The 19,908-nt window shown below is 38.5% G+C and carries 16 protein-coding genes and 1 riboswitch; of the genes, 15 read left to right on the top strand and 1 reads right to left on the bottom strand.

Features of this window, described 5'->3' with window-relative positions; genetic code table 11:
* Window positions 1–17 precede the first annotated feature (17 nt).
* The 10 genes from MHH85_RS15270 (at window position 18) to MHH85_RS15225 (ending at window position 12,280) form a co-directional block, all read left to right on the top strand.
* Window positions 18–1,313: a uracil-xanthine permease family protein gene (locus MHH85_RS15270; protein WP_340707643.1), complete on the top strand. Its 1,296-nt coding sequence runs from the start codon at window positions 18–20 to the stop codon at window positions 1,311–1,313.
* A gap of 160 nt (window positions 1,314–1,473) precedes the next feature.
* Window positions 1,474–2,352: an aspartate carbamoyltransferase catalytic subunit gene (locus MHH85_RS15265; protein WP_340707642.1), complete on the top strand. Its 879-nt coding sequence runs from the start codon at window positions 1,474–1,476 to the stop codon at window positions 2,350–2,352.
* A 1-nt stretch (window position 2,353) separates the two neighbouring features.
* A complete protein-coding gene (locus MHH85_RS15260; protein WP_340707641.1) occupies window positions 2,354–3,631 on the top strand; it encodes a dihydroorotase in 1,278 nt (425 codons plus the stop codon).
* Entirely contained in the window at window positions 3,628–4,728 is a 1,101-nt protein-coding gene (locus MHH85_RS15255) for a carbamoyl phosphate synthase small subunit (RefSeq protein WP_340707640.1), read from the top strand. The genes MHH85_RS15260 and MHH85_RS15255 overlap by 4 nt, the downstream gene beginning before the upstream one ends.
* A complete protein-coding gene (gene carB / locus MHH85_RS15250; RefSeq protein WP_193738675.1) occupies window positions 4,721–7,918 on the top strand; it encodes a carbamoyl-phosphate synthase large subunit in 3,198 nt (1,065 codons plus the stop codon). Before MHH85_RS15255 ends, carB begins: the two co-directional genes overlap by 8 nt.
* Window positions 7,915–8,691, top strand: a complete 777-nt coding sequence (locus MHH85_RS15245) for a dihydroorotate dehydrogenase electron transfer subunit (RefSeq protein ID WP_340707639.1) — start codon at window positions 7,915–7,917, stop codon at window positions 8,689–8,691. The genes carB and MHH85_RS15245 overlap by 4 nt, the downstream gene beginning before the upstream one ends.
* The gene (locus tag MHH85_RS15240; protein ID WP_340707638.1) at window positions 8,688–9,599 is read left to right on the top strand and encodes a dihydroorotate dehydrogenase; all 912 of its coding nucleotides are present in this window, start codon (window positions 8,688–8,690) and stop codon (window positions 9,597–9,599) included. Before MHH85_RS15245 ends, MHH85_RS15240 begins: the two co-directional genes overlap by 4 nt.
* Window positions 9,600–10,310, top strand: a complete 711-nt coding sequence (pyrF, locus tag MHH85_RS15235) for an orotidine-5'-phosphate decarboxylase (protein ID WP_340707637.1) — start codon at window positions 9,600–9,602, stop codon at window positions 10,308–10,310.
* Entirely contained in the window at window positions 10,310–10,942 is a 633-nt protein-coding gene (gene pyrE / locus MHH85_RS15230) for an orotate phosphoribosyltransferase (protein ID WP_340707636.1), read from the top strand. Before pyrF ends, pyrE begins: the two co-directional genes overlap by 1 nt.
* 190 nt (window positions 10,943–11,132) lie before the next feature.
* A riboswitch (SAM riboswitch) is annotated at window positions 11,133–11,242 on the top strand.
* Between the two features lie 108 nt (window positions 11,243–11,350).
* Entirely contained in the window at window positions 11,351–12,280 is a 930-nt protein-coding gene (locus MHH85_RS15225; RefSeq protein WP_340707635.1) for a VOC family protein, read from the top strand.
* Between the two features lie 240 nt (window positions 12,281–12,520).
* Here MHH85_RS15225 and MHH85_RS15220 read toward each other — a convergent pair whose 3' ends face one another.
* Window positions 12,521–14,209, bottom strand: coding sequence for an Rqc2 family fibronectin-binding protein (locus MHH85_RS15220; RefSeq protein ID WP_193738680.1), 1,689 nt, complete (start codon window positions 14,207–14,209; stop codon window positions 12,521–12,523).
* A 221-nt stretch (window positions 14,210–14,430) separates the two neighbouring features.
* Between MHH85_RS15220 and MHH85_RS15215 the strand changes: the two genes are divergently transcribed.
* The 5 genes from MHH85_RS15215 to priA all read left to right on the top strand — a co-directional run bounded on the left by MHH85_RS15215 (window position 14,431) and on the right by priA (window position 19,890).
* Entirely contained in the window at window positions 14,431–15,306 is an 876-nt protein-coding gene (locus MHH85_RS15215) for a YicC/YloC family endoribonuclease (RefSeq protein WP_340707634.1), read from the top strand.
* Window positions 15,307–15,357: 51 nt separating this feature from the next.
* Window positions 15,358–15,975 (top strand): guanylate kinase, encoded by a 618-nt coding sequence (gene gmk, locus MHH85_RS15210; RefSeq protein WP_038183944.1) that lies wholly within the window; start codon window positions 15,358–15,360, stop codon window positions 15,973–15,975.
* Window positions 15,976–15,979: 4 nt separating this feature from the next.
* Window positions 15,980–16,204 (top strand): DNA-directed RNA polymerase subunit omega, encoded by a 225-nt coding sequence (rpoZ, locus tag MHH85_RS15205; protein WP_038183947.1) that lies wholly within the window; start codon window positions 15,980–15,982, stop codon window positions 16,202–16,204.
* Window positions 16,205–16,279: 75 nt separating this feature from the next.
* A complete protein-coding gene (gene coaBC, locus MHH85_RS15200) occupies window positions 16,280–17,485 on the top strand; it encodes a bifunctional phosphopantothenoylcysteine decarboxylase/phosphopantothenate--cysteine ligase CoaBC (protein ID WP_340707633.1) in 1,206 nt (401 codons plus the stop codon).
* The gene (gene priA / locus MHH85_RS15195; RefSeq protein WP_340707632.1) at window positions 17,482–19,890 is read left to right on the top strand and encodes a primosomal protein N'; all 2,409 of its coding nucleotides are present in this window, start codon (window positions 17,482–17,484) and stop codon (window positions 19,888–19,890) included. The genes coaBC and priA overlap by 4 nt, the downstream gene beginning before the upstream one ends.
* The last annotated feature ends 18 nt before the right edge of the window (window positions 19,891–19,908 follow it).

Here is a 19,908-nt window from a genome sequence, read left to right as displayed (position 1 = left end):
TGTGAGGGTAAAAGGATATGGCAAACGCAGTAATAGATATAGATGAAAAACCAAAAGCTCTACAACTTATTACACTTAGTGCTCAACATATGTTTGCGATGTTCGGATCAACAATATTAGTACCTAAACTTACTGGTTTGAGCCCGGCGATGGCCCTTTTAACAAGCGGTATCGCAACGCTGATATTCTTATTAGTAACAAGATTTCAAGTCCCAGCTTACTTAGGATCATCATTCGCTTTTATCACACCGATTATCTTTGTATCAAACTCGGGTGGTGTTGGAAGTGCGATGATTGGATCAATGTTCGTCGGTTTAACTTACGGCATAGTCTCACTACTCATTTGGAAAACGGGTTATAAATGGATTATGAAGTTATTACCGCCAATCGTTGTAGCGCCGGTTATTATGGTTATCGGTCTTGGTCTTGCAACAGTCGCAGTTGATATGGCGATGAATATTCCAGATGGTAACGGTGGGAAGATATATAGTTTCCCAGACTTCTCTGCAGCGCTAGTTACGTTAGCAGCAGCTATTATTTGTACAATCTTCTTCAAAAATATCATTAGCACAATGCCAATTCTAATCGGTTTAGCTGTAGGTTATATATACTCAGCAGCAATCGGTATTGTTGACTATACTGCAATCGGACAAGCAAAATGGTTTGCACTCCCTGACTTCTTAATCCCAGGAATAGATTATGAATTCAAAGTAACAAGCACATTGCTTCTAGCAATGATACCAATCGTGATTGTCACGATTTCAGAACATATTGGCCACCAATTAGTATTAGGTAAAGTTGTAAATCGTAACTACATTAAAGAACCTGGTTTACATCGTTCATTATTAGGTGATGGTTTAGGAACGCTAATGAGCGCTTTCATCGGTGGACCACCGAAAACAACTTACGGTGAAAACATCGGCGTCCTAGTATTAACAAGAGTATATAGTGTATACGTCATCGGTGGCGCAGCAATCTTAGCGATAGTAATGGCATTCTTTTCAAAAGCAATGGCAGTTATCGAAACAATTCCAACTTCAGTGTTGGGTGGTGTGTCAATTCTATTATTTGGAATCATCGCATCTAGTGGTCTACGTATGCTAGTAGAAAATAAAGTAGACTTCGATGATAAACGCAACTTAGTCATTGCATCAGTTATCCTGATCTTTGGAATCGGTGGCGCAACATTGAAAATACCGCAAGTTTCTGACACATTTGCAATTGAAGGTATGGCCTTAGCAGCTATCGTTGGTGTCATTTTAAACATAGTACTACCAGGTCGCGATAAAGAAGTCGCTGATTTGGATGAATAACATTTAAATACTGTACCTTTTAACAGATTGCCCAGAGAGGCAAAGAAGGGTTATATAGATTCGAAAGCAGGCGCCAAAGCGCTATGCTTATCCTGTCATATCCTTCCTCAGCCTCCCTTCTAATCTAGGGAGGCTTTATTTATAAACTAGGAGGCTCATGATGAGAAACTTACTGTCAATGGATGAAGTATCAAAAGAAGAAATTATGCTGATTTTAAACCGCGCTGCTGAATTTGAAGCAGGTGCGAAACCACAACTAGAGAAAGAATACTTTATCGCAAACCTATTTTTTGAGCCAAGCACAAGAACAAAAACATCATTTGAATCAGCAGAAAGAAAAATAGGCGCTACAGTAATTCCATTCGATGCAGGCTTTTCAAGCGTGTTAAAGGGTGAAACATTGTACGACACAGTAAAAACGATTCAACAAAGCGGTATCGATGCAGTCGTTATTCGTCATAAACAGGATGCATACTACGAAGAGCTTTTAGAAGGTTTGGACGTATCAATTATCAATGCAGGTGATGGTGCCGGGCAGCATCCTTCTCAATCTTTGCTTGATTTATACACAATTTTCAAAGAGTTCGGGAAATTTGAGGACGTCAATGTTACAATTGCAGGTGATGTTTCTCATAGTCGTGTTGCAAAATCAGATGCAACAGCACTTAGTACTTTAGGAGCTAACGTCAACTTTGTTTGCCCTCCAGAGTGGCAAGGTGAGTATGAGGCACATCAAGATTGGGATCAACTAATCGAAACGAGTGATGTCATAATGCTACTTCGGGTACAACATGAACGAGAAGCAGCATATGATGGATTCACAGTTGAGTCTTACAGAGAAAGATATGGCTTAACTGAAGAACGTGAAAAAATGATGAAGGATGGAGCAATTATTATGCACCCGGCACCGATTAACCGCGGTGTAGAAATTGATTCATCATTAGTAGAATGTGAGCGTTCAAGAATCTTCTCTCAAATGCGAAACGGATTATTCATCCGCATGGCAATATTAGAACATATTTTAAAGGGGCGAGGCTAATATGACAAAATTACTAAAGAATGTTCAAATGTTAAATGAACAAGGCGAGTTTCAATCAACAGACATCCTAATCGAGGATGGAAACATTAAAGAAATCGGTGCTTCAATCTCAGCTGAGACTACTGAAGTAATCGAAGGTAAAGGTCTTGTCGTAGCCCCAGGATTTGTAGATGTACATACTCATCTTCGTGAACCAGGTTTCGAACATAAAGAAACAATTGCAACGGGTACAGCTTCTGCAGCAAAAGGTGGCTTCACAACAATCTGTGCAATGCCTAACACAAAGCCCGTACCAGATTCAATTGAAAATCTGGACTACATAAATAGTTTGATTGAAGATAGTGCAGTCATTCGTGTGTTACCTTATGGGTCTTTAACAGTCGCACAATCTGGCGACAAACGCACAAACTTAACAGACTTAAAAGCACACGGTGCAGTTGCATTCTCTGATGATGGTGTTGGTGTACAAGAAGCAGCAACGATGTTTGAGCAAATGAAAGATGCAGCGAAAATTGGCATGGCAGTCGTTGCTCACTGCGAGGATAATTCATTGATCTACGATGGCGTGATGCACGAAGGTACTCGAAATCAAGAGTTAGGGTTGCCGGGAATACCATCTGTTTGTGAATCAGTGCAAATTGCTCGGGACGTTTTACTAGCTGAAGCAGCAGGTGCACATTACCATGTATGTCACGTATCAACAAAAGAATCCGTACGAGTAGTGCGCGATGCAAAAGCTGCGGGCATTAACGTAACTGCGGAGGTATGTCCTCACCATCTTCTATTAGAAGAAATGGACATTCCTTCTGATGATGCAAACTGGAAAATGAATCCACCATTACGTGCGAATGATGACTTACAAGCATTACACGAAGCATTACTTGATGGCACGATTGACTGTATTGCAACAGACCACGCACCACACACAGTTGAAGAAAAATGTTGTGGTATGGTAGGCGCACCATTCGGCATTGTCGGTTTTGAAACAGCATTCCCACTACTGTATACAAAATTCGTTGAAACAGGTAAATGGACATTAAAACAATTAATAGATTGGATGGCCGCAAAACCAGCTGAGTTATTCAACTTACCGTATGGCAAGATAGAAGTTGGCGCATCGGCAGATTTAATCTTACTTGATCTAAATAAAGTGCAAACAATTGATGCTGAAGGTTTCGTATCAAAAGGTAGAAACACACCATTCAATGGATGGACAGCAAAAGGCTGGCCAGTAATGACAATCTTTGAAGGTAACATCGTATGGGAGGAAGCACAATGACAAACAGAAAGTTAATTTTAGAAAACGGTATTGTATTTGAAGGACAAGCATTTGGTAGTGACTTAGCATCAGACGGAGAAGTTGTATTTACAACAGGAATGACAGGCTATCAAGAAACATTGTCTGACCCATCATTTGCAGGACAAATTGTGACAATGACATATCCGTTAATTGGTAACTACGGTATTAATCGTGATGATTTTGAAACAATTGATCCTGCAATAAAAGGATTTGTTGTTCGCGAATTAGCGCAAACACCATCAAATTTCCGTTGTGACACAACATTAGATGAATTCTTCAAAATGAAAAAAATCCCTGGTATTGAAGGGATTGATACAAGAAAGTTAACTCGTTTGATTCGTGAAATGGGTTCGATTAAAGCTACTTTAACTGCAGCAGGAGAAGAAGTAGATGTTGAAGAGGTAGTAGCAAAGTTAAAATCAACTACATTCCCAACAAACCAAGTAGAGCAAGTTTCTACGAAAACACCGTACCCAAGCCCGGGTCGAGGTAAAAAAGTTGTATTAATTGATTTCGGTATGAAGCATGGTATTTTACGCGAGTTAAACAAACGTGACTGTGATGTCGTTGTAGTTCCTTACAATATGCCAGCAGAAGAAATTTTAGCTTTATATCCAGACGGTATAATGTTATCAAATGGACCTGGAGATCCAAAAGATGTTCCAGAAGCAATTAAAACAATAAAAAACCTAATCGGAAAAGTGCCAATCTTCGGTATTTGCTTAGGACACCAACTTTTCGCACTAGCATGTGGAGCAGATTCGTTCAAACTTAAATTTGGACACCGTGGTGCCAATCATCCAGTAAAAGAACTAAAAACTGGGCGCACTGAACTAACTTCTCAAAACCATGGCTATGCAGTCGATCCAGCTTCACTAGAGGGAACGGGTTTAGAAGTTACTCACCTTGCATTAAATGACGGAACAATTGAAGGTTTAAAACATAAAGAATACCCAGTATTCACAGTACAATATCACCCAGAAGCATCGCCAGGACCAGAAGATTCAAACCACTTATTTGATGAATTCATCGAGTTAATGAATGTAGATACTAGAAAGGAGCAACACCATGCCTAAACGTCAAGATATCAAAACCATTTTAGTAATCGGGTCAGGCCCAATCGTAATCGGACAAGCTGCAGAATTCGATTATGCAGGAACACAAGCATGTCTATCATTAAAAGAAGAGGGCTACCGCGTCATTTTAATTAACTCAAACCCAGCAACAATTATGACGGATACGCAAATCGCAGATAAAGTATACATCGAACCAATTACATTGGAGTTTGTATCACGTATTATTCGTAAAGAACGCCCAGATGCAGTCCTACCAACATTAGGTGGCCAAACGGGCTTAAACATGGCTATAGAATTGCATGAATCAGGTATTTTAGATGAACTAAACATTGAAATCCTCGGTACAAAACTTGATGCCATCAATAAAGCAGAAGACCGTGATTTGTTCCGTAACTTAATGTACGAATTAGGAGTTCCTGTACCAGAATCAGACATTATCCACAACTTAGAAGAAGCACACGCTTTCGTTGAAAAAATTGGTTATCCAGTAATCGTTCGTCCAGCATTTACGCTTGGCGGAACTGGCGGTGGTATTTGTTATAACGACCAAGATTTAAATGAAACTGTTACATCAGGTTTAAAATATAGCCCGGTAACACAATGTTTATTAGAAAAATCAATAGCAGGTTTTAAAGAAATTGAATATGAAGTAATGCGTGACTCTAAAGACAATGCAATCGTAGTATGTAACATGGAAAATGTTGACCCAGTTGGAATTCATACAGGGGATTCAATTGTAGTTGCACCATCTCAAACTTTATCAGACCGTGAATATCATATGCTGCGTAATGTATCGCTTAAAATCATTCGAGCACTTAAAATCGAAGGTGGTTGTAACGTTCAACTTGCCCTTGATCCACATAGTTTCAACTACTACATTATTGAAGTAAATCCACGTGTATCACGTTCATCAGCCCTTGCTTCAAAAGCAACTGGTTATCCAATTGCGAAGCTTGCAGCGAAAATTGCAGTCGGTTTAACACTAGACGAAATGATGAACCCTGTTACGGGTAAAACTTACGCATGCTTCGAACCGGCACTAGACTATGTTGTGGCGAAAATTCCACGCTGGCCTTTCGATAAATTCGAAAATGCAAAACGTAACCTAGGTACTCAAATGAAAGCAACTGGTGAAGTAATGGCAATCGGCCGTAATTTCGAGGAAGCTATGCTAAAAGCGGTTCGTTCACTTGAAACTGGCCATAAACATATTGAAATGAAAAATCCTGAAGAGTTGTCAGATCAATGGATTGAAAAGCGTATCCGTAAAGCAGGAGATGAGCGTCTATTCTTCCTGGGAGAAGCATTGCGTCGAGGCGTGACAATCGAAACAATCCATGACTGGAGTCAAATCGATTTATTCTTCTTAAATAAATTTAAAAACATAGTGGATTATGAAACTGTATTAAAAGATAATCCGCATGACAAAGCCGTATTGCGCCAAGCAAAACGTATAGGTTTTGCAGATGAAACAGTTGCGAAACTTTGGAATACTACTGAGTCTGCTATCTACGATTTCCGTAAAGAAAATGGCATCATACCAGTTTACAAAATGGTAGATACATGTGCTGCTGAATTTGAATCAGAAACACCATACTTCTACGGTACATACGAAGATGAAAATGAATCAATCAAATCAGAACGTGAATCTGTAATCGTGCTTGGATCAGGTCCAATTCGAATCGGTCAAGGGGTAGAATTTGACTACGCAACAGTACATTCTGTATGGGCGATTAAAGAAGCAGGGTACGAGGCAATTATTATTAACTCAAACCCAGAAACAGTTTCAACTGACTTCTCAATCTCTGATAAGCTTTACTTCGAGCCATTAACAATCGAAGATGTTATGCACATCATTGATCTGGAACAACCAAAAGGTGTTGTCGTACAATTTGGTGGACAAACAGCTATTAACCTAGCAGATAAACTAGAAGCAAGAGGCGTGAAAATTTTAGGAACATCACTAGATGCAATTGACCGTGCTGAATCACGCGATCGTTTTGAGGAAGCACTACACGAAATCGGTATCCCACAACCAATGGGTAAAACGGCTACTTCCGCAGAAGAAGCGATTGTTATTGCTAAGAGAATCGGATTCCCAGTTTTAGTGAGACCATCATATGTACTAGGTGGACGCGCAATGGAAATCGTTTATAACGAAGAAGAACTACAATATTACATGGAGCATGCGGTTGAAGCTAGCCCAGAGCACCCAGTATTAGTTGATAGATACTTAACTGGTACAGAAATTGAAGTAGATGCGATTTGTGACGGTGAAAACGTCTTGATCCCAGGTATTATGGAGCATATCGAACGTGCAGGTGTTCACTCAGGTGACTCGATTGCAGTATATCCACCTCAACAACTGTCTCAAAAACATATTGATACATTAACAGACTATACAACACGTTTAGCTAAAGGGTTGGAAATCAAAGGTTTAATGAACATCCAGTATGTAATTTCTGATGACGAAGTATATGTTATCGAAGTAAACCCACGTGCATCTCGTACAGTACCATTCTTAAGTAAAATTACGAATTTACCAATGGCGAATATTGCAACAAAAGCGATACTTGGTCAATCGATTGTGGAACAAGGTTATCCAACTGGTTTAGCACCGATTCAACAAGGTGTTTACGTGAAAGTACCAGTATTCAGCTTTGCTAAATTGCGTCGAGTAGACATTACATTAGGACCTGAAATGAAATCAACAGGTGAAGTAATGGGTAAAGATAGTACACTGGAAAAAGCACTATATAAAGGTCTAGTAGCAGCTGGTATGGATATTAAGGATCACGGTTCAGTCTTAATGACAGTAGCGGACAAAGATAAAGACGAAGCGATTGCTTTAGCTAGACGCTTTACGAATATCGGTTATAGTATTCTAGCAACACCAGGTACTGCAAAAGCAATTGAAGAAGCAGGTCTAAAAGCAAGTGTTGTCGATAAAATCGGATCAAATGGACCTACTTTACTAGACGTTATCCAAAATGGCGGTGCACAATTAATCGTCAATACACTAACAAAAGGAAAACAACCCGCACGTGACGGTTTCCGTATCCGTCGTGAATCAGTAGAAAATGGGGTTCCATGCTTAACATCTCTTGATACTGCAGAGGCAATGCTTCGAGTAATCGAATCTATGACCTTTACAGCTGAAGAAATGCCTAAGCAGGAGGTGCGAGGATGATTCACCAAGAACGTATGCAAGTTGTACGCCAACAGCAAATTGCTGAGGATATTTTTGAGCTGACTTTAACAGGTCAGCTTGTCCTAGATATGAAACAACCGGGTCAATTTGTCCATATACGAGTAACGGATACATTTGAACCTTTATTAAGAAGACCGATTAGTATCGCATCAATTGATCATGAATTATTACAGTTCACAATGATTTACCGAGCAGAAGGTCGCGGTACGACAATCTTATCGGCAAAACGACCAGGTGAAGAAGTGGATGTACTTGGTCCACTTGGACATGGTTTCCCTGTAGAAGAAATAGAGTCAGGGCAAACAGCACTTTTAGTTGGTGGTGGTATTGGAGTCCCTCCTTTGTATCAGCTATCAAAAGAATTGCATGCAAAGGGAGTACGCACGATTCACGTACTAGGATTCCAATCTGAAAACAACGTCTTTTACGAAAAGGAATTTTCTGATTTAGACGACACATACATCGTAACAGTAGATGGTAGTCAAGGAACAAAAGGATTTGTCACAGACTTATTAAAAGAAAAAGCACCTGACTTTGATGTTTTTTATAGCTGTGGACCAACTCCGATGCTAGGGGCATTAGAGCAAACTTATCCTGATAAAAAAGGATTCCTATCCTTTGAAGAACGCATGGGCTGCGGCATTGGAGCTTGCTATGCTTGCGTATGTAATACAACAGATGCAACAGAAAAAGAATACTTGAAGATCTGTTCTGACGGTCCAGTCTTCCCGAGAGGAGTTGTGAAGCTATGAATAGATTACAAGTCGAATTACCAGGCTTAACATTAAAAAACCCCATTATCCCAGCTTCAGGCTGCTTCGGATTTGGACAAGAATATGCACAACTTTATGATCTATCAAAGTTAGGTGCAATAATGATTAAAGCTACAACTTTAGAAACACGATCTGGTAACCCAACACCACGTGTTGCTGAAACAGCAGCAGGTATGTTAAATGCCATTGGCTTACAAAATCCGGGTTTAGAGCATATTTTAGCACATGAACTTCCATGGCTAGAAAAATATGATGTGCCGATTATTGCTAATGTGGCTGGAACAGAAACAGCCGATTATGTAGCAGTAGCAGAGGCTATTTCAAAGGCACCAAATGTACATGCATTAGAGTTGAATATTTCATGTCCAAATGTTAAATGTGGTGGGATTCAATTTGGTACAGATCCGAAATCAGCTAGTGACTTAACTGCAGCAGTAAAAGCGGTATCAGATGTACCTGTATATGTGAAATTATCACCAAATGTAACGAATATTTCTGAAATCGCTAAAGCTGTAGAAGCAGGCGGGGCAGACGGTATTACGATGATTAATACATTAATCGGTATGCGTCTGCATCCGAAAACAGGAAAACCTATTATTGCTAACGGTACGGGAGGTTTATCAGGCCCAGCTGTTAAACCAGTAGCAATTCGTATGGTCCATGAAGTAAGCCGAAACGTTAATATTCCGATTATTGGGATGGGTGGAGTTTCAACAGTAGAGGATGTTATCGACTTTCTATCTGTAGGAGCAAGTGCGGTAGCGGTAGGTACTGCAAACTTTGTGGATCCATTCGTCTGCCCAAATATTATAGAAGCATTACCACAAAAGCTAGATGAATTAGGTTATGACAAATTAACAGATGTAATTGGAAGGAGCCACCGCTAAATGAATAATAAGCCTATTATCGCGTTAGATTTTCCAGATGAACAGAAAGTAATGACATTTCTTTCACAGTTCAATGAGCCACTATTTGTGAAGGTGGGTCTTGAGCTTTATTTACAAGCAGGGCCAGACATCATTCGCGAAATTAAAGCACAAGGTCACGACATTTTTTTAGATTTAAAACTACATGATATTCCAAATACGGTGAAATCAGCGATGAAGGGCTTAGCAAAACTTGGTGTGGACCTTGTCAATGTCCATGCTGCAGGTGGTTCAAATATGATGGCTGCTGCTCTTGAAGGATTAAAAGAGGGAACTGAGGAAGGTAAGCAGCGACCAGCTTTAATTGCAGTAACTCAATTAACCTCAACAACTGAAGAGGAAATGCAAAACGAGCAAAAAATCAATTTGTCTTTAGATCAATCAGTATTACATTATGCCAAACTTGCACAATCAGCTGGTTTAGATGGTGTTGTGTGCTCTGTACTTGAAGCAAAAGCAATCAGCGAAGTGTGTGGAGAAAGCTTCCTAAAAGTAACACCAGGTATTCGTATGGCTGGCGGTGCTGCGCATGATCAAAAACGCGTTGCTACACCTGATTTTGCACGCCAAGAAGGATCGACGCAAATCGTTGTAGGTCGTGCTATTACACAATCAGAAAATCCAGTTGAAGCGTACCACGCTGTTCAACAATTATGGGGAGGACAACAATAATGACAATTCAAAAAGAAGTTGCACAAGGTATGTTAGAAGTGGGGGCGGTAGAGCTAAGCCCGAATGATCCATTTACATGGGCATCAGGTATTAAATCACCAATCTACTGTGATACACGTTTAACGATATCGTATCCAAAAGTACGTACAACAATCGCAAACGGCCTTGCATCACTTATTAAAGAAAACTTCCCGAAAACAGATGTAGTAGCTGGAACAGCAACGGCGGGAATTCCGCATGCAGCGTGGGTAAGCGACATTTTAGACTTACCTATGGTATATGTACGTTCAAAACCAAAGGAACATGGCCGTGGGAACCAAACAGAAGGAAAGCTTTCTGAAGGGCAAAAAGTAGTTGTAGTAGAAGATATTATTTCAACGGGTGGTTCTAGCATTACAGCAGTAGAAGCACTTCGTCGTGAAGGCGCTGAAGTACTTGGCGTCGTTTCGGTATATTCATATAAATTACCACGTGCTGAACAAGCTTTCGCAGAAGTGGGTGTTCCATACTATTGTCTATCAAATTTCGAAGCATTAGTTGAAGCGGCTAAAGAATCAGGAGCTATTAATGAAACAGACATTCCAGGTTTATTGCAATGGCATGATGATTTAAAAGCGGGAAAATTGAAATAATACAATAAAGGTGCTATTTAAACTAGCGAGAGAAAAAAACATTTTCTCTAGCTAGTTTTTTATTGTGCAAAATTCTAATTTATAAAGAGTTATTTAAAATGAAAAAAATAATTGTATATATGTTGCTTAATTATGGAATTTGTTTTAAAATCAATTAAACCAATAAGTTAACTAGGAATATTAAGTAGATTTCTTATCTTGAGAAACTGAGGGAATTGGCCCGCTGAAGTTTCAGCAACCCCTAATATTTAGGAAGGTGCTAACTCCAACATAATTGCTTGCAATTATGAGAGATAAGAGTTGAATTAGCCCCCCTCAACTCTCTTTCTCGATAATGTAGAAAGGGAGTTTTTTTTTTGAAGTCGTTTATTCCTTAATTGGTAAATAACAATGAGAGAGGTTAAAAAGATGGTACAAAGAATTGATGGGACACAAGGTAAATTTGTATTGGATGCTGCAACGCAAGTTGGTAGTGTCATTTTAAAAGTAAAAGATTTGGAACGTCAAATTGCATTTTATGAAAATGTAGTTGGTCTTGTTGTTTTTGAAAGAAGTACACAACATGCTAAGTTTGGTAGTAAAGGCAGTAACAACGTTATTTTTGAATTAGAAAAAACCGCAGAAAAATTACAACCAGCTAAAAGTACAGGTTTATTCCATACAGCTTTTTTATTACCAAGTAGAGAAGCGTTTGCAACGAAATTTTTCGAAATTCTGCGTAATAAAGAAACGATAGATAGCCCGATAGAGCAATCTTCACGTTTCCCGCACTTTGAACGCTATATTCCAATTGCTAGATTAGATAGTGCAAGTGATCATGGGTACAGTGAGGCATTTTATATATATGATATTGAAGGAAATGGTATAGAAATATATGCGGATCGTAATCGTGAAGATTGGGATAAGTATCCTAGTGGAAGTAATCCTCTTAATTTTAAAGAGTTAGCTCCATTAGCTGATTTTGAAACAGATGGAAAATTACCAGCTGAAACAATAATTGGCCATGTTCATTTGCGAGTTGCAAATATTGAGGAATCCGTAGATTTCTATATAAATAAATTAGGTTTTGAAAAACAGATGATTATTGATACAGCATTTTTTATTTCAGCGGGGGGCTATCATCATCATCTTGCGGGAAATGTGTGGTCGGGTGAAGGACTTCAAAAGGCAGCTGATAATGAATCAGGGTTAAAAGAAGTACGTTTTAAATTACCAACAACAGAAAGCTTTGAGACAGCAAAAAATTATATTAAACAGCAAATACAAATCCAAGACTTGAGGAATGAGTTTGTTGTAGAAGATCCAAGTGGTAATCGTATAGTTTTTGAAATTGCATAAAACAAATAAGCCGAATCTCTACTACGATTATTAACGTAACATTAGGCTTAAAAGAAAATTTAGTGCTTGCTAAAATGATTGCAGCAAATTCCAAAATTTATATAGAAAGTTATTTGGGGAGTATTTAATTTCAAGAAAATTGAGAGACATAGATGTAACTGAAAAGTAATTAAGTTATTAAATAGGGAAAGGATTCGCAAATGAAAATATGCGAATCCTTTTATGTGTTCTTCAAAAGTATTATTTTAATTTCATGATTAGTTCTTCAGCTGGTGTTACATACAATGTCTTCTGCTCAAAGTAAATAACAAAACCAGGTTTAGCGCCATTTGGTTTCTTTACTTGCCGTACCTCTGTGTAATCGACAGGCACGGATGATGATTCACGTGCTTTACTGAAATAGGCTGATAAAGTTGCTGCTTCTAGTAAAGTTTGTTCATCAGGATCAGAAGAGTGAATAACGACGTGTGATCCTGGTATATCCTTTGTATGCATCCAAATTTCAGATTTACGAGCGATTTTAAATGTTAAATAATCATTTTGTTTATTGTTTTTACCAACTGAAATATCAATTCCTGTAGAAGATTTGAACTTTTCTGGAGTTGGTTTTGTTGGCTTTTTACGTCGTTTTGAAGCGCGTAATTTCAAGTAGCCTTGTTCCGCTAACTCTTCACGAATTTCTTCTATATCAGCAGGAGCGGCTTGTTGTACTTGTTGCGATAGCATTTCAAAGTAGGCTAGATCTTCTTGCGTTTTATCAAGTTGCTCTTGTACCATGATAAGTGCATTTTTTGCCTTGTTGTACTTAGTATAGTAGCTCTGTGCATTTTCAACAGGTGTTTTACGTTCGCTAATAGGGATTGTGATTTCCTCACTGTCTTCACTATAATAATTAACAACAGTAACTTCTTTTTGCCCTTTTTCAAAAGCGTACAAATTGGCCATTAATAACTCACCTGATAATTGAAATTGGTCTAAATTGTTTGCTCGATCCAAATCCTTTTGGAGTTTTTTTAATTTTAATTTAAGTTTGCTAATTTCATTTTGTAACCAGCGTTCTAAATCACCAGCTTGTTGTTTAACGCGGTCTCTCTCAGCTCTTGCAAAGAAAACGCGATCCAGTAGAGTGCTAAGGTTTTGGTAGCTTGTATGCTCACCTTCTAAATGTGTTAATTTCACTGGTGAAAAATATGTTTTCCCCTTTACTTCAGCGTAGGTTGGTGAATTTCCTCCAATTTCAAATTCTTCAATAAATAATGAGAAGAGGTCAGCAATCGGTTGCCCTGTAGTTTTACTTCTGTATAACAATTCAGTAGCGTGTAAGGGAGAGAAACCTGTAAAGTGTTGTACTATTTCTTGAGTGTTTTTTTCTTCAGCAAAGAATTGTTGTAATGATTCCCTGTTTATAGTTTTAGGGTCTTTCTTATCTTGTTCTGGTGGTGCAATAAAAGGTTGACCAGGTAAAACTGTGCGGTAACTATTCATAGCAGGTGGTAGATGTTTTAAGCTATCAACGATTTTGTTTGTCTCTTTGTCTACTAAAATTAAATTGCTATGGCGCCCCATTATTTCCGCGTGCAATTCCCTAGTAATTGGGTCACCAATTTCATTTTTACTAGCAATTTTAAAGATAAGGACGCGGTCAGCACCTTGTTGTTGGATTGATTCAATAAATCCACCTTCTATATGTTTGCGGAGTAACGAGCAAAACATAGGTGGTTCTGGCGGATTTTCAATTGTTTGTTCTGTGATGTGAACACGTGCATATGAAGGGTGGATTGAAAATAATAATTTGTGATTTCCACCATTGGCACGTATATGTAAAATAATTTCTTGGGTGTTCGGTTGATGCACTTTCGCTATTCGGCCTGTTACTAACTGTTGTAGCTCTTTCGCCATTGCGATTGTAAATAAACCATCATAAGCCATAAGTAATTCCTCTTTCAAAACGTTTTGTTCTATCTTAACATTTTTTTCGTTTATATAGGTAAGTATAGGATTTGGAAAATGTAGTGCTTCGTGACTAATGACTATCGATATTAATCATTTTTTTTGTTCCATTAAGTGAACTTATAGCAAATCTGCAAGGCAAAACTTGTTTTCATATGTTATAATTAAAAATCAGTATGCAAAGAAGGATGTGACTGACCTTGGTGCGTAGTATGACTGGATTTGGCAGGGGTGTCACAACAACGGAACAATTTCAGCTCACTGTAGAAATTCGATCGGTAAATCATCGTTTTTTAGAAGTTACGACACGTTTTCCGAAAGAGTGGATGGAAGCGGAAGTTCATACAAAAAAATTACTTTCCTCATTAGTTTCAAGAGGTAAGTTAGATGTTTCCGTATATGTGAAAGAATTGTCACAGCAACAGCAAGTTGTACAAGTGAATTGGCCTCTAGTCAATGCTTATAAAGAAGCAAGAGAAGAATTGCAAAAACAGATATTGCTCGACGAAAAGTGGTCGATGACAGAACTTTTGAGTTTAGAGCAAGCATTAACTGTAAAAGTGCAAGAGACATCAAAAGAAGAAATTTTAACAGCTGTTAATCAAGCTGTACAACAAGCTGCAAATGCACTGATCCAAATGCGCGAAAGAGAAGGTCAGGAATTGCAAGAAGCGGTAGTAGGTTTCAAAACGGATTTAGCAGAGCAAATTGAGTTGATTCGTAGAGTGGCCGATCAAGCCGTGCAAAAGTATCGCGATAAGCTCGTTACAAGAATTGCAGAGCTTACAGACATAAGCGCATTAGAAGAACGATTATTAGCAGAGGTTGCAATTTTTGCTGAAAAAGCAGATATTGCTGAGGAATTAGACCGTTTATCAAGTCATTTTGCACAGCTTGATGAAACGCTTCAAGATAATGTTTCTATCGGAAGAAAACTCGATTTCTTATTGCAAGAAATTCATCGTGAAATTAATACAATTGGTTCTAAAAACCAATCTGTTGAAGCTTCAGCTGCTGTTGTCCAAGCAAAAACGATTCTTGAAAAAATGCGAGAACAAGTTCAAAATATTGAATAATTGTGTTTACTAAATGTACTATTAATATATTGTAATGATGAGGGAGAAAGCATGAGAAGAGAACGTGGATTATTAATTGTCCTATCTGGCCCTTCAGGTGTCGGAAAAGGTACTGTACGAAAAGCACTTTTTTCACAACCAGATACTAATTATGAGTATTCTATTTCCATGACTACACGTCTACCACGTGAAGGCGAAGTTGATGGTGTTGATTACTTCTTTAAATCAACAGAGGAATTCGAAAGTTTAATCGAACAAGGACAACTCCTTGAATATGCTAAATATGTAGGGAACTATTACGGCACACCTCTAGAATATGTAAACAAAACATTAGATGCTGGACGCGATGTGTTTTTAGAAATTGAAGTACAAGGTGCAGCTCAAATTCGTGACAAGGTTCCTGATGGTTTATTCATCTTCCTTGCGCCACCTAGCATTTCAGCATTACAGCAACGTTTAGTTGGGCGTGGTACTGAAACAGAAGATGTGATTGCAACGCGTATTGCTGCTGCAAACCAAGAATTAGAAATGATGAATTTGTACGATTATGTCGTTGAGAACGATGAAGTACAATTAGCTTGTGATCGTGTCAATGCAATCGTAGTTGCGGAACATTGTCGACGTGAAAGAGTAGAAAAACAATACTTAGCTATGCTGAGAGGAGAATAATTAGATGTTATACCCATCTGTTGACGTATTAAAACAAAAAATCGATTCAAAATATTCATTAGTTAGCCTTGCTTCAAAAAGAGCACGTGCAATGCAAGAAGGTAGTGACTATAGACTTTCATCTTATAAATCACATAAGAATGTAGGTAAAGCACTAGAAGAAGTTTCTGCTGGCGTTTTAAGTCAAGTAGCTCAAGACGAATCAGCTATTTACGAAGACGAAGTTTAATGACATGACAACGTAGAAGCTCCCGAGGAAATTAACATTTCTTTGGGAGCTTGTCGTTTTGAAAGGAAGAAAAAAATGCTTGCAAATAAAAACATTTTACTTTGTGTTTCAGGCGGAATCGCCGTCTACAAAGCAGTAGCATTAGTGAGTAAATTATCTCAAGCTGGTGCAAATGTGAAAGTAATGATGACTGAATCTGCAACACGTTTTGTAACACCTTTAAGCTTTCAAGTAATGTCTAAAAATGATGTTTATACAGACACTTTTGATGAAAAAGATTCGAGTGTTATTGCACATATCGATTTAGCAGATTGGGCGGATTTAATCATCGTAGCTCCGGCAACTGCAAATGTAATTGGTAAACTTGCAAACGGCATTGCAGATGATATGGTAACAACCACATTATTAGCAACAACTGCAAAAGTGTGGATTGCACCTGCAATGAATGTCCATATGTATGATAATCTTGCAGTTAAACGAAATCTTGCCCAATTAGCTGAAGATGGCTATGAATTTATTGAACCATCAGAGGGCTTTTTAGCTTGCGGATATGTAGGTAAAGGTCGTTTAGAGGAACCGGAAAAAATTACAGCACTAGCTGCCCAGTTTTTTGAACCTAAAAACGAACTTTTAAAAGGTAAGAAAGTTGTTATTTCTGCAGGTCCAACGCGTGAAAGAATTGATCCCGTACGTTATCTAACCAATTTCTCAACTGGGAAAATGGGCTATGCTATGGCTGCAGCAGCACGTGAATTAGGTGCAGAAACTGTACTTGTATCAGGTTCGGTAGCAATTGAGCCTCCAGCTGGAGTAAGAGTTGTTCATGTGGAAAGTGCTGAGGACATGCTTCAAGCTATGTTAGCTGAATATGATGACGCCAATATTGTTGTAAAAACAGCAGCGGTAGCGGATTATCGCCCGAAAACGGCGCATATGCAAAAAATGAAAAAACAGCCAGGTGATGCGATTATTGAATTAGAACGCACCACTGATATTTTACTAACATTAGGGAAACGGAAAAAAGATCAATTACTAATTGGCTTTGCCGCAGAAACTAATGATGTATTGAAGTATGCAAAAGGTAAGCTAGAAAAGAAAAATGCAAATTATATTGTTGCTAATGATGTAACTCAAGATGGAGCAGGCTTCGGCACTGATACTAATACGGTTACACTCGTTGGTCATAATGATTTCGAAAAAACATTCGTTCATCTTCCTAAAAAAGAATTGGCATTTGAGTTATTCAAAACCATTTTAGCAAGGGAAGAAAGATTATCGTGATTGCGCAAGTAATCGTAGACGTAGCGGCATATCCAGTGGATCGACCGTTTGACTACGCTGTTCCAGATGAATGGCAAGCACTTGTAGAAGCTGGATGTCGTGTAAAAGTACCATTTGGCCCTCGCAATGTGCTTGGTTTCATCACTGCTTTAAAGGAAGAAACGGATGTTCCACAAGGTAAACTTAAACCACTATCACAGTTACTCGATATTGAACCTGTTTTAACAGGTGAAATGCTACAGCTTGCCCAATGGATGACAAAACAGACTTTATGCTTTGAAATAGATGCATTACAAGTGATGTTACCCTCTGCATTACGGGCGAAATACGAAAAAACCATTCATCTCACAGGCATACTAGATGAACTGCCAGCTGAATTACAAAATCTTTTTGGCAATAAATCATCGATTCCATATAAAAAAGTAGAAGTTGCTGGACTTCTGAAATCATTGAAATATAGTATTGGACAAGGAATTGTCCAAATAAAAACCGTCGTCAAACAACAAGGTCAAGTAAAGGCCATCCGAAAGTTGAAAATTTTGGATGATGAAATGAAGTTGCAGCAAATTGCCGCTGATATTCCAAAAAGAGCAAAAAAACAAGTTATGGTTGCTGAATGGATGGTAGATCACAAAGGTGCAATTTTTACACCTGAAGAACTTTGTCAAACTTTAGGTATTACCACTGCAGTTCTTAATGCACTTATTGAAAAAGGGGCTGCCACGTATATTCAAGAAGAAGTATACCGAGACCCATTTACAAAGAATGCAGTGAAGACTAAGCCGCTTGCGCTGACTGATGAGCAAGAAGTGGCACTTCAGCAAATATTAACAGCGATGAAAAATGAACTACCGACAACGTTTTTACTGCATGGTATTACAGGGAGTGGGAAAACGGAAGTTTATTTACAAGCTATTCAAAGTACTCTTGAAAAAGGGAAAGAAGCGATTGTACTCGTCCCTGAAATTTCTTTAACACCTCAAATGTCGGAGCGTTTTCGCTCCCGTTTTGGAGAATTAGTCGCTGTTCTTCATAGTGGTTTATCTAAAGGTGAAAAATATGATGAATGGCGAAAGATTCAAAGGGGAGAAGTAAAGGTAGTAGTCGGCGCTCGGTCAGCTGTTTTTGCCCCGTTCACAAATGTAGGTTTATTTATATTGGATGAAGAGCATGAGTCGACTTATAAGCAAGAAGACTCACCGCGTTATCATGCACGGGACGTAGCTATTTGGCGTAGTGAATTTCATCAGTGTCCTGTCATATTAGGTAGTGCAACTCCTTCTTTAGAATCTTTTGCTAGAGCAAAGAAGCAAGTGTACACATTATTGACACTGAAAAAACGTGCAATGCAGCAATCCTTACCAACCGTTGAAATTATCGATATGCGGGAACAATTGAAAAACGGGAATCGTTCGATGTTCTCTGAGGAATTAGCAGAAGCAATTCGTATTCGACTTGAAAAAAAAGAGCAGATGGTATTATTCCTTAATCGTAGAGGCTTTTCTTCCTTTGTGTTATGCAGAGATTGTGGTACGGTTGTGCAATGTAAAAACTGTGATATTTCTATGACCTATCATCGCTCTCAAGAAAAACTGAAATGTCACTATTGTGGCTATGAAGAACAAGTGCCGCATGAATGCCCTGAATGTCAAAGTGAACATATTCGATTTTTCGGTACTGGAACGCAAAAGGTTGAAAGTGAAATATATAAGTTCTTTCCTGAAGCAAGAGTACTTCGTATGGATGTTGATACAACGAGACAAAAAGGTTCTCATGAACGTATTCTAGATGCCTTTGGACATGGAGAAGCTGATATTTTACTAGGAACACAGATGATTGCGAAAGGGCTTGATTTTCCTAATATTACATTGGTTGGTGTTCTGAGTGCCGATACTTCATTAAATTTACCGGACTTTAGAGCTGCAGAGCGTACATTTCAATTACTTACACAAGTAAGTGGTCGTGCAGGACGTCATGATAAACCTGGTGAAGTATTTATCCAAACATATACACCGGAGCACTATGCAATCGAACTTTCAAAAGAACAAGACTATGAACCATTCTATGTACAGGAAATGCAAATGAGACAGCGTTTCGCTTATCCGCCGTATTATTATGTCGTACTTATACAAGTGACGCATGAAGATGTGCTGATGGCAGCAGAATATGCAGGTAAGGCAGTAGATTGGTTACGTATGCAACTATCACAAAATGTTGGTATTATCGGTCCGACGGCAGCGTCTATTAGTCGGGTGCAAAATAGATATCGTTATCAATGTTTGATAAAATATAAAAAAGAGCCTAATTTAACGGCTACTTTACAACAATTAATTCGCATGTATCGAACAGATTGGGTGAAAAAAGGTATTCAATTAACAGTTGATTTAGATCCTTCATCCATTTAGATATAATCGCAAGAAAAG

Source organism: Viridibacillus sp. FSL E2-0187 (assembly GCF_038006425.1).
Lineage (GTDB): Bacteria > Bacillota > Bacilli > Bacillales_A > Planococcaceae > Viridibacillus > Viridibacillus arvi.
The sequence above is the reverse complement of the archived record's forward strand: the minus strand, read 5'-3'. Positions and strand labels throughout refer to the sequence as shown.

Bases quoted from the DNA above. Each gene is read 5' to 3' on its own strand.
- MHH85_RS15270 (WP_340707643.1), top strand. From the start codon at position 18: ATGGCAAACGCAGTAATAGATATAGATGAAAAACCAAAAGCTCTACAA.
- MHH85_RS15265 (WP_340707642.1), top strand. From the start codon at position 1,474: ATGAGAAACTTACTGTCAATGGATGAAGTATCAAAAGAAGAAATTATG.
- MHH85_RS15260 (WP_340707641.1), top strand. From the start codon at position 2,354: ATGACAAAATTACTAAAGAATGTTCAAATGTTAAATGAACAAGGCGAG.
- MHH85_RS15255 (WP_340707640.1), top strand. From the start codon at position 3,628: ATGACAAACAGAAAGTTAATTTTAGAAAACGGTATTGTATTTGAAGGA.
- carB (WP_193738675.1), top strand. From the start codon at position 4,721: ATGCCTAAACGTCAAGATATCAAAACCATTTTAGTAATCGGGTCAGGC.
- MHH85_RS15245 (WP_340707639.1), top strand. From the start codon at position 7,915: ATGATTCACCAAGAACGTATGCAAGTTGTACGCCAACAGCAAATTGCT.
- MHH85_RS15240 (WP_340707638.1), top strand. From the start codon at position 8,688: ATGAATAGATTACAAGTCGAATTACCAGGCTTAACATTAAAAAACCCC.
- pyrF (WP_340707637.1), top strand. From the start codon at position 9,600: ATGAATAATAAGCCTATTATCGCGTTAGATTTTCCAGATGAACAGAAA.
- pyrE (WP_340707636.1), top strand. From the start codon at position 10,310: ATGACAATTCAAAAAGAAGTTGCACAAGGTATGTTAGAAGTGGGGGCG.
- MHH85_RS15225 (WP_340707635.1), top strand. From the start codon at position 11,351: ATGGTACAAAGAATTGATGGGACACAAGGTAAATTTGTATTGGATGCT.
- MHH85_RS15220 (WP_193738680.1), bottom strand. From the start codon at position 14,209: ATGGCTTATGATGGTTTATTTACAATCGCAATGGCGAAAGAGCTACAA.
- gmk (WP_038183944.1), top strand. From the start codon at position 15,358: ATGAGAAGAGAACGTGGATTATTAATTGTCCTATCTGGCCCTTCAGGT.
- rpoZ (WP_038183947.1), top strand. From the start codon at position 15,980: ATGTTATACCCATCTGTTGACGTATTAAAACAAAAAATCGATTCAAAA.
- coaBC (WP_340707633.1), top strand. From the start codon at position 16,280: ATGCTTGCAAATAAAAACATTTTACTTTGTGTTTCAGGCGGAATCGCC.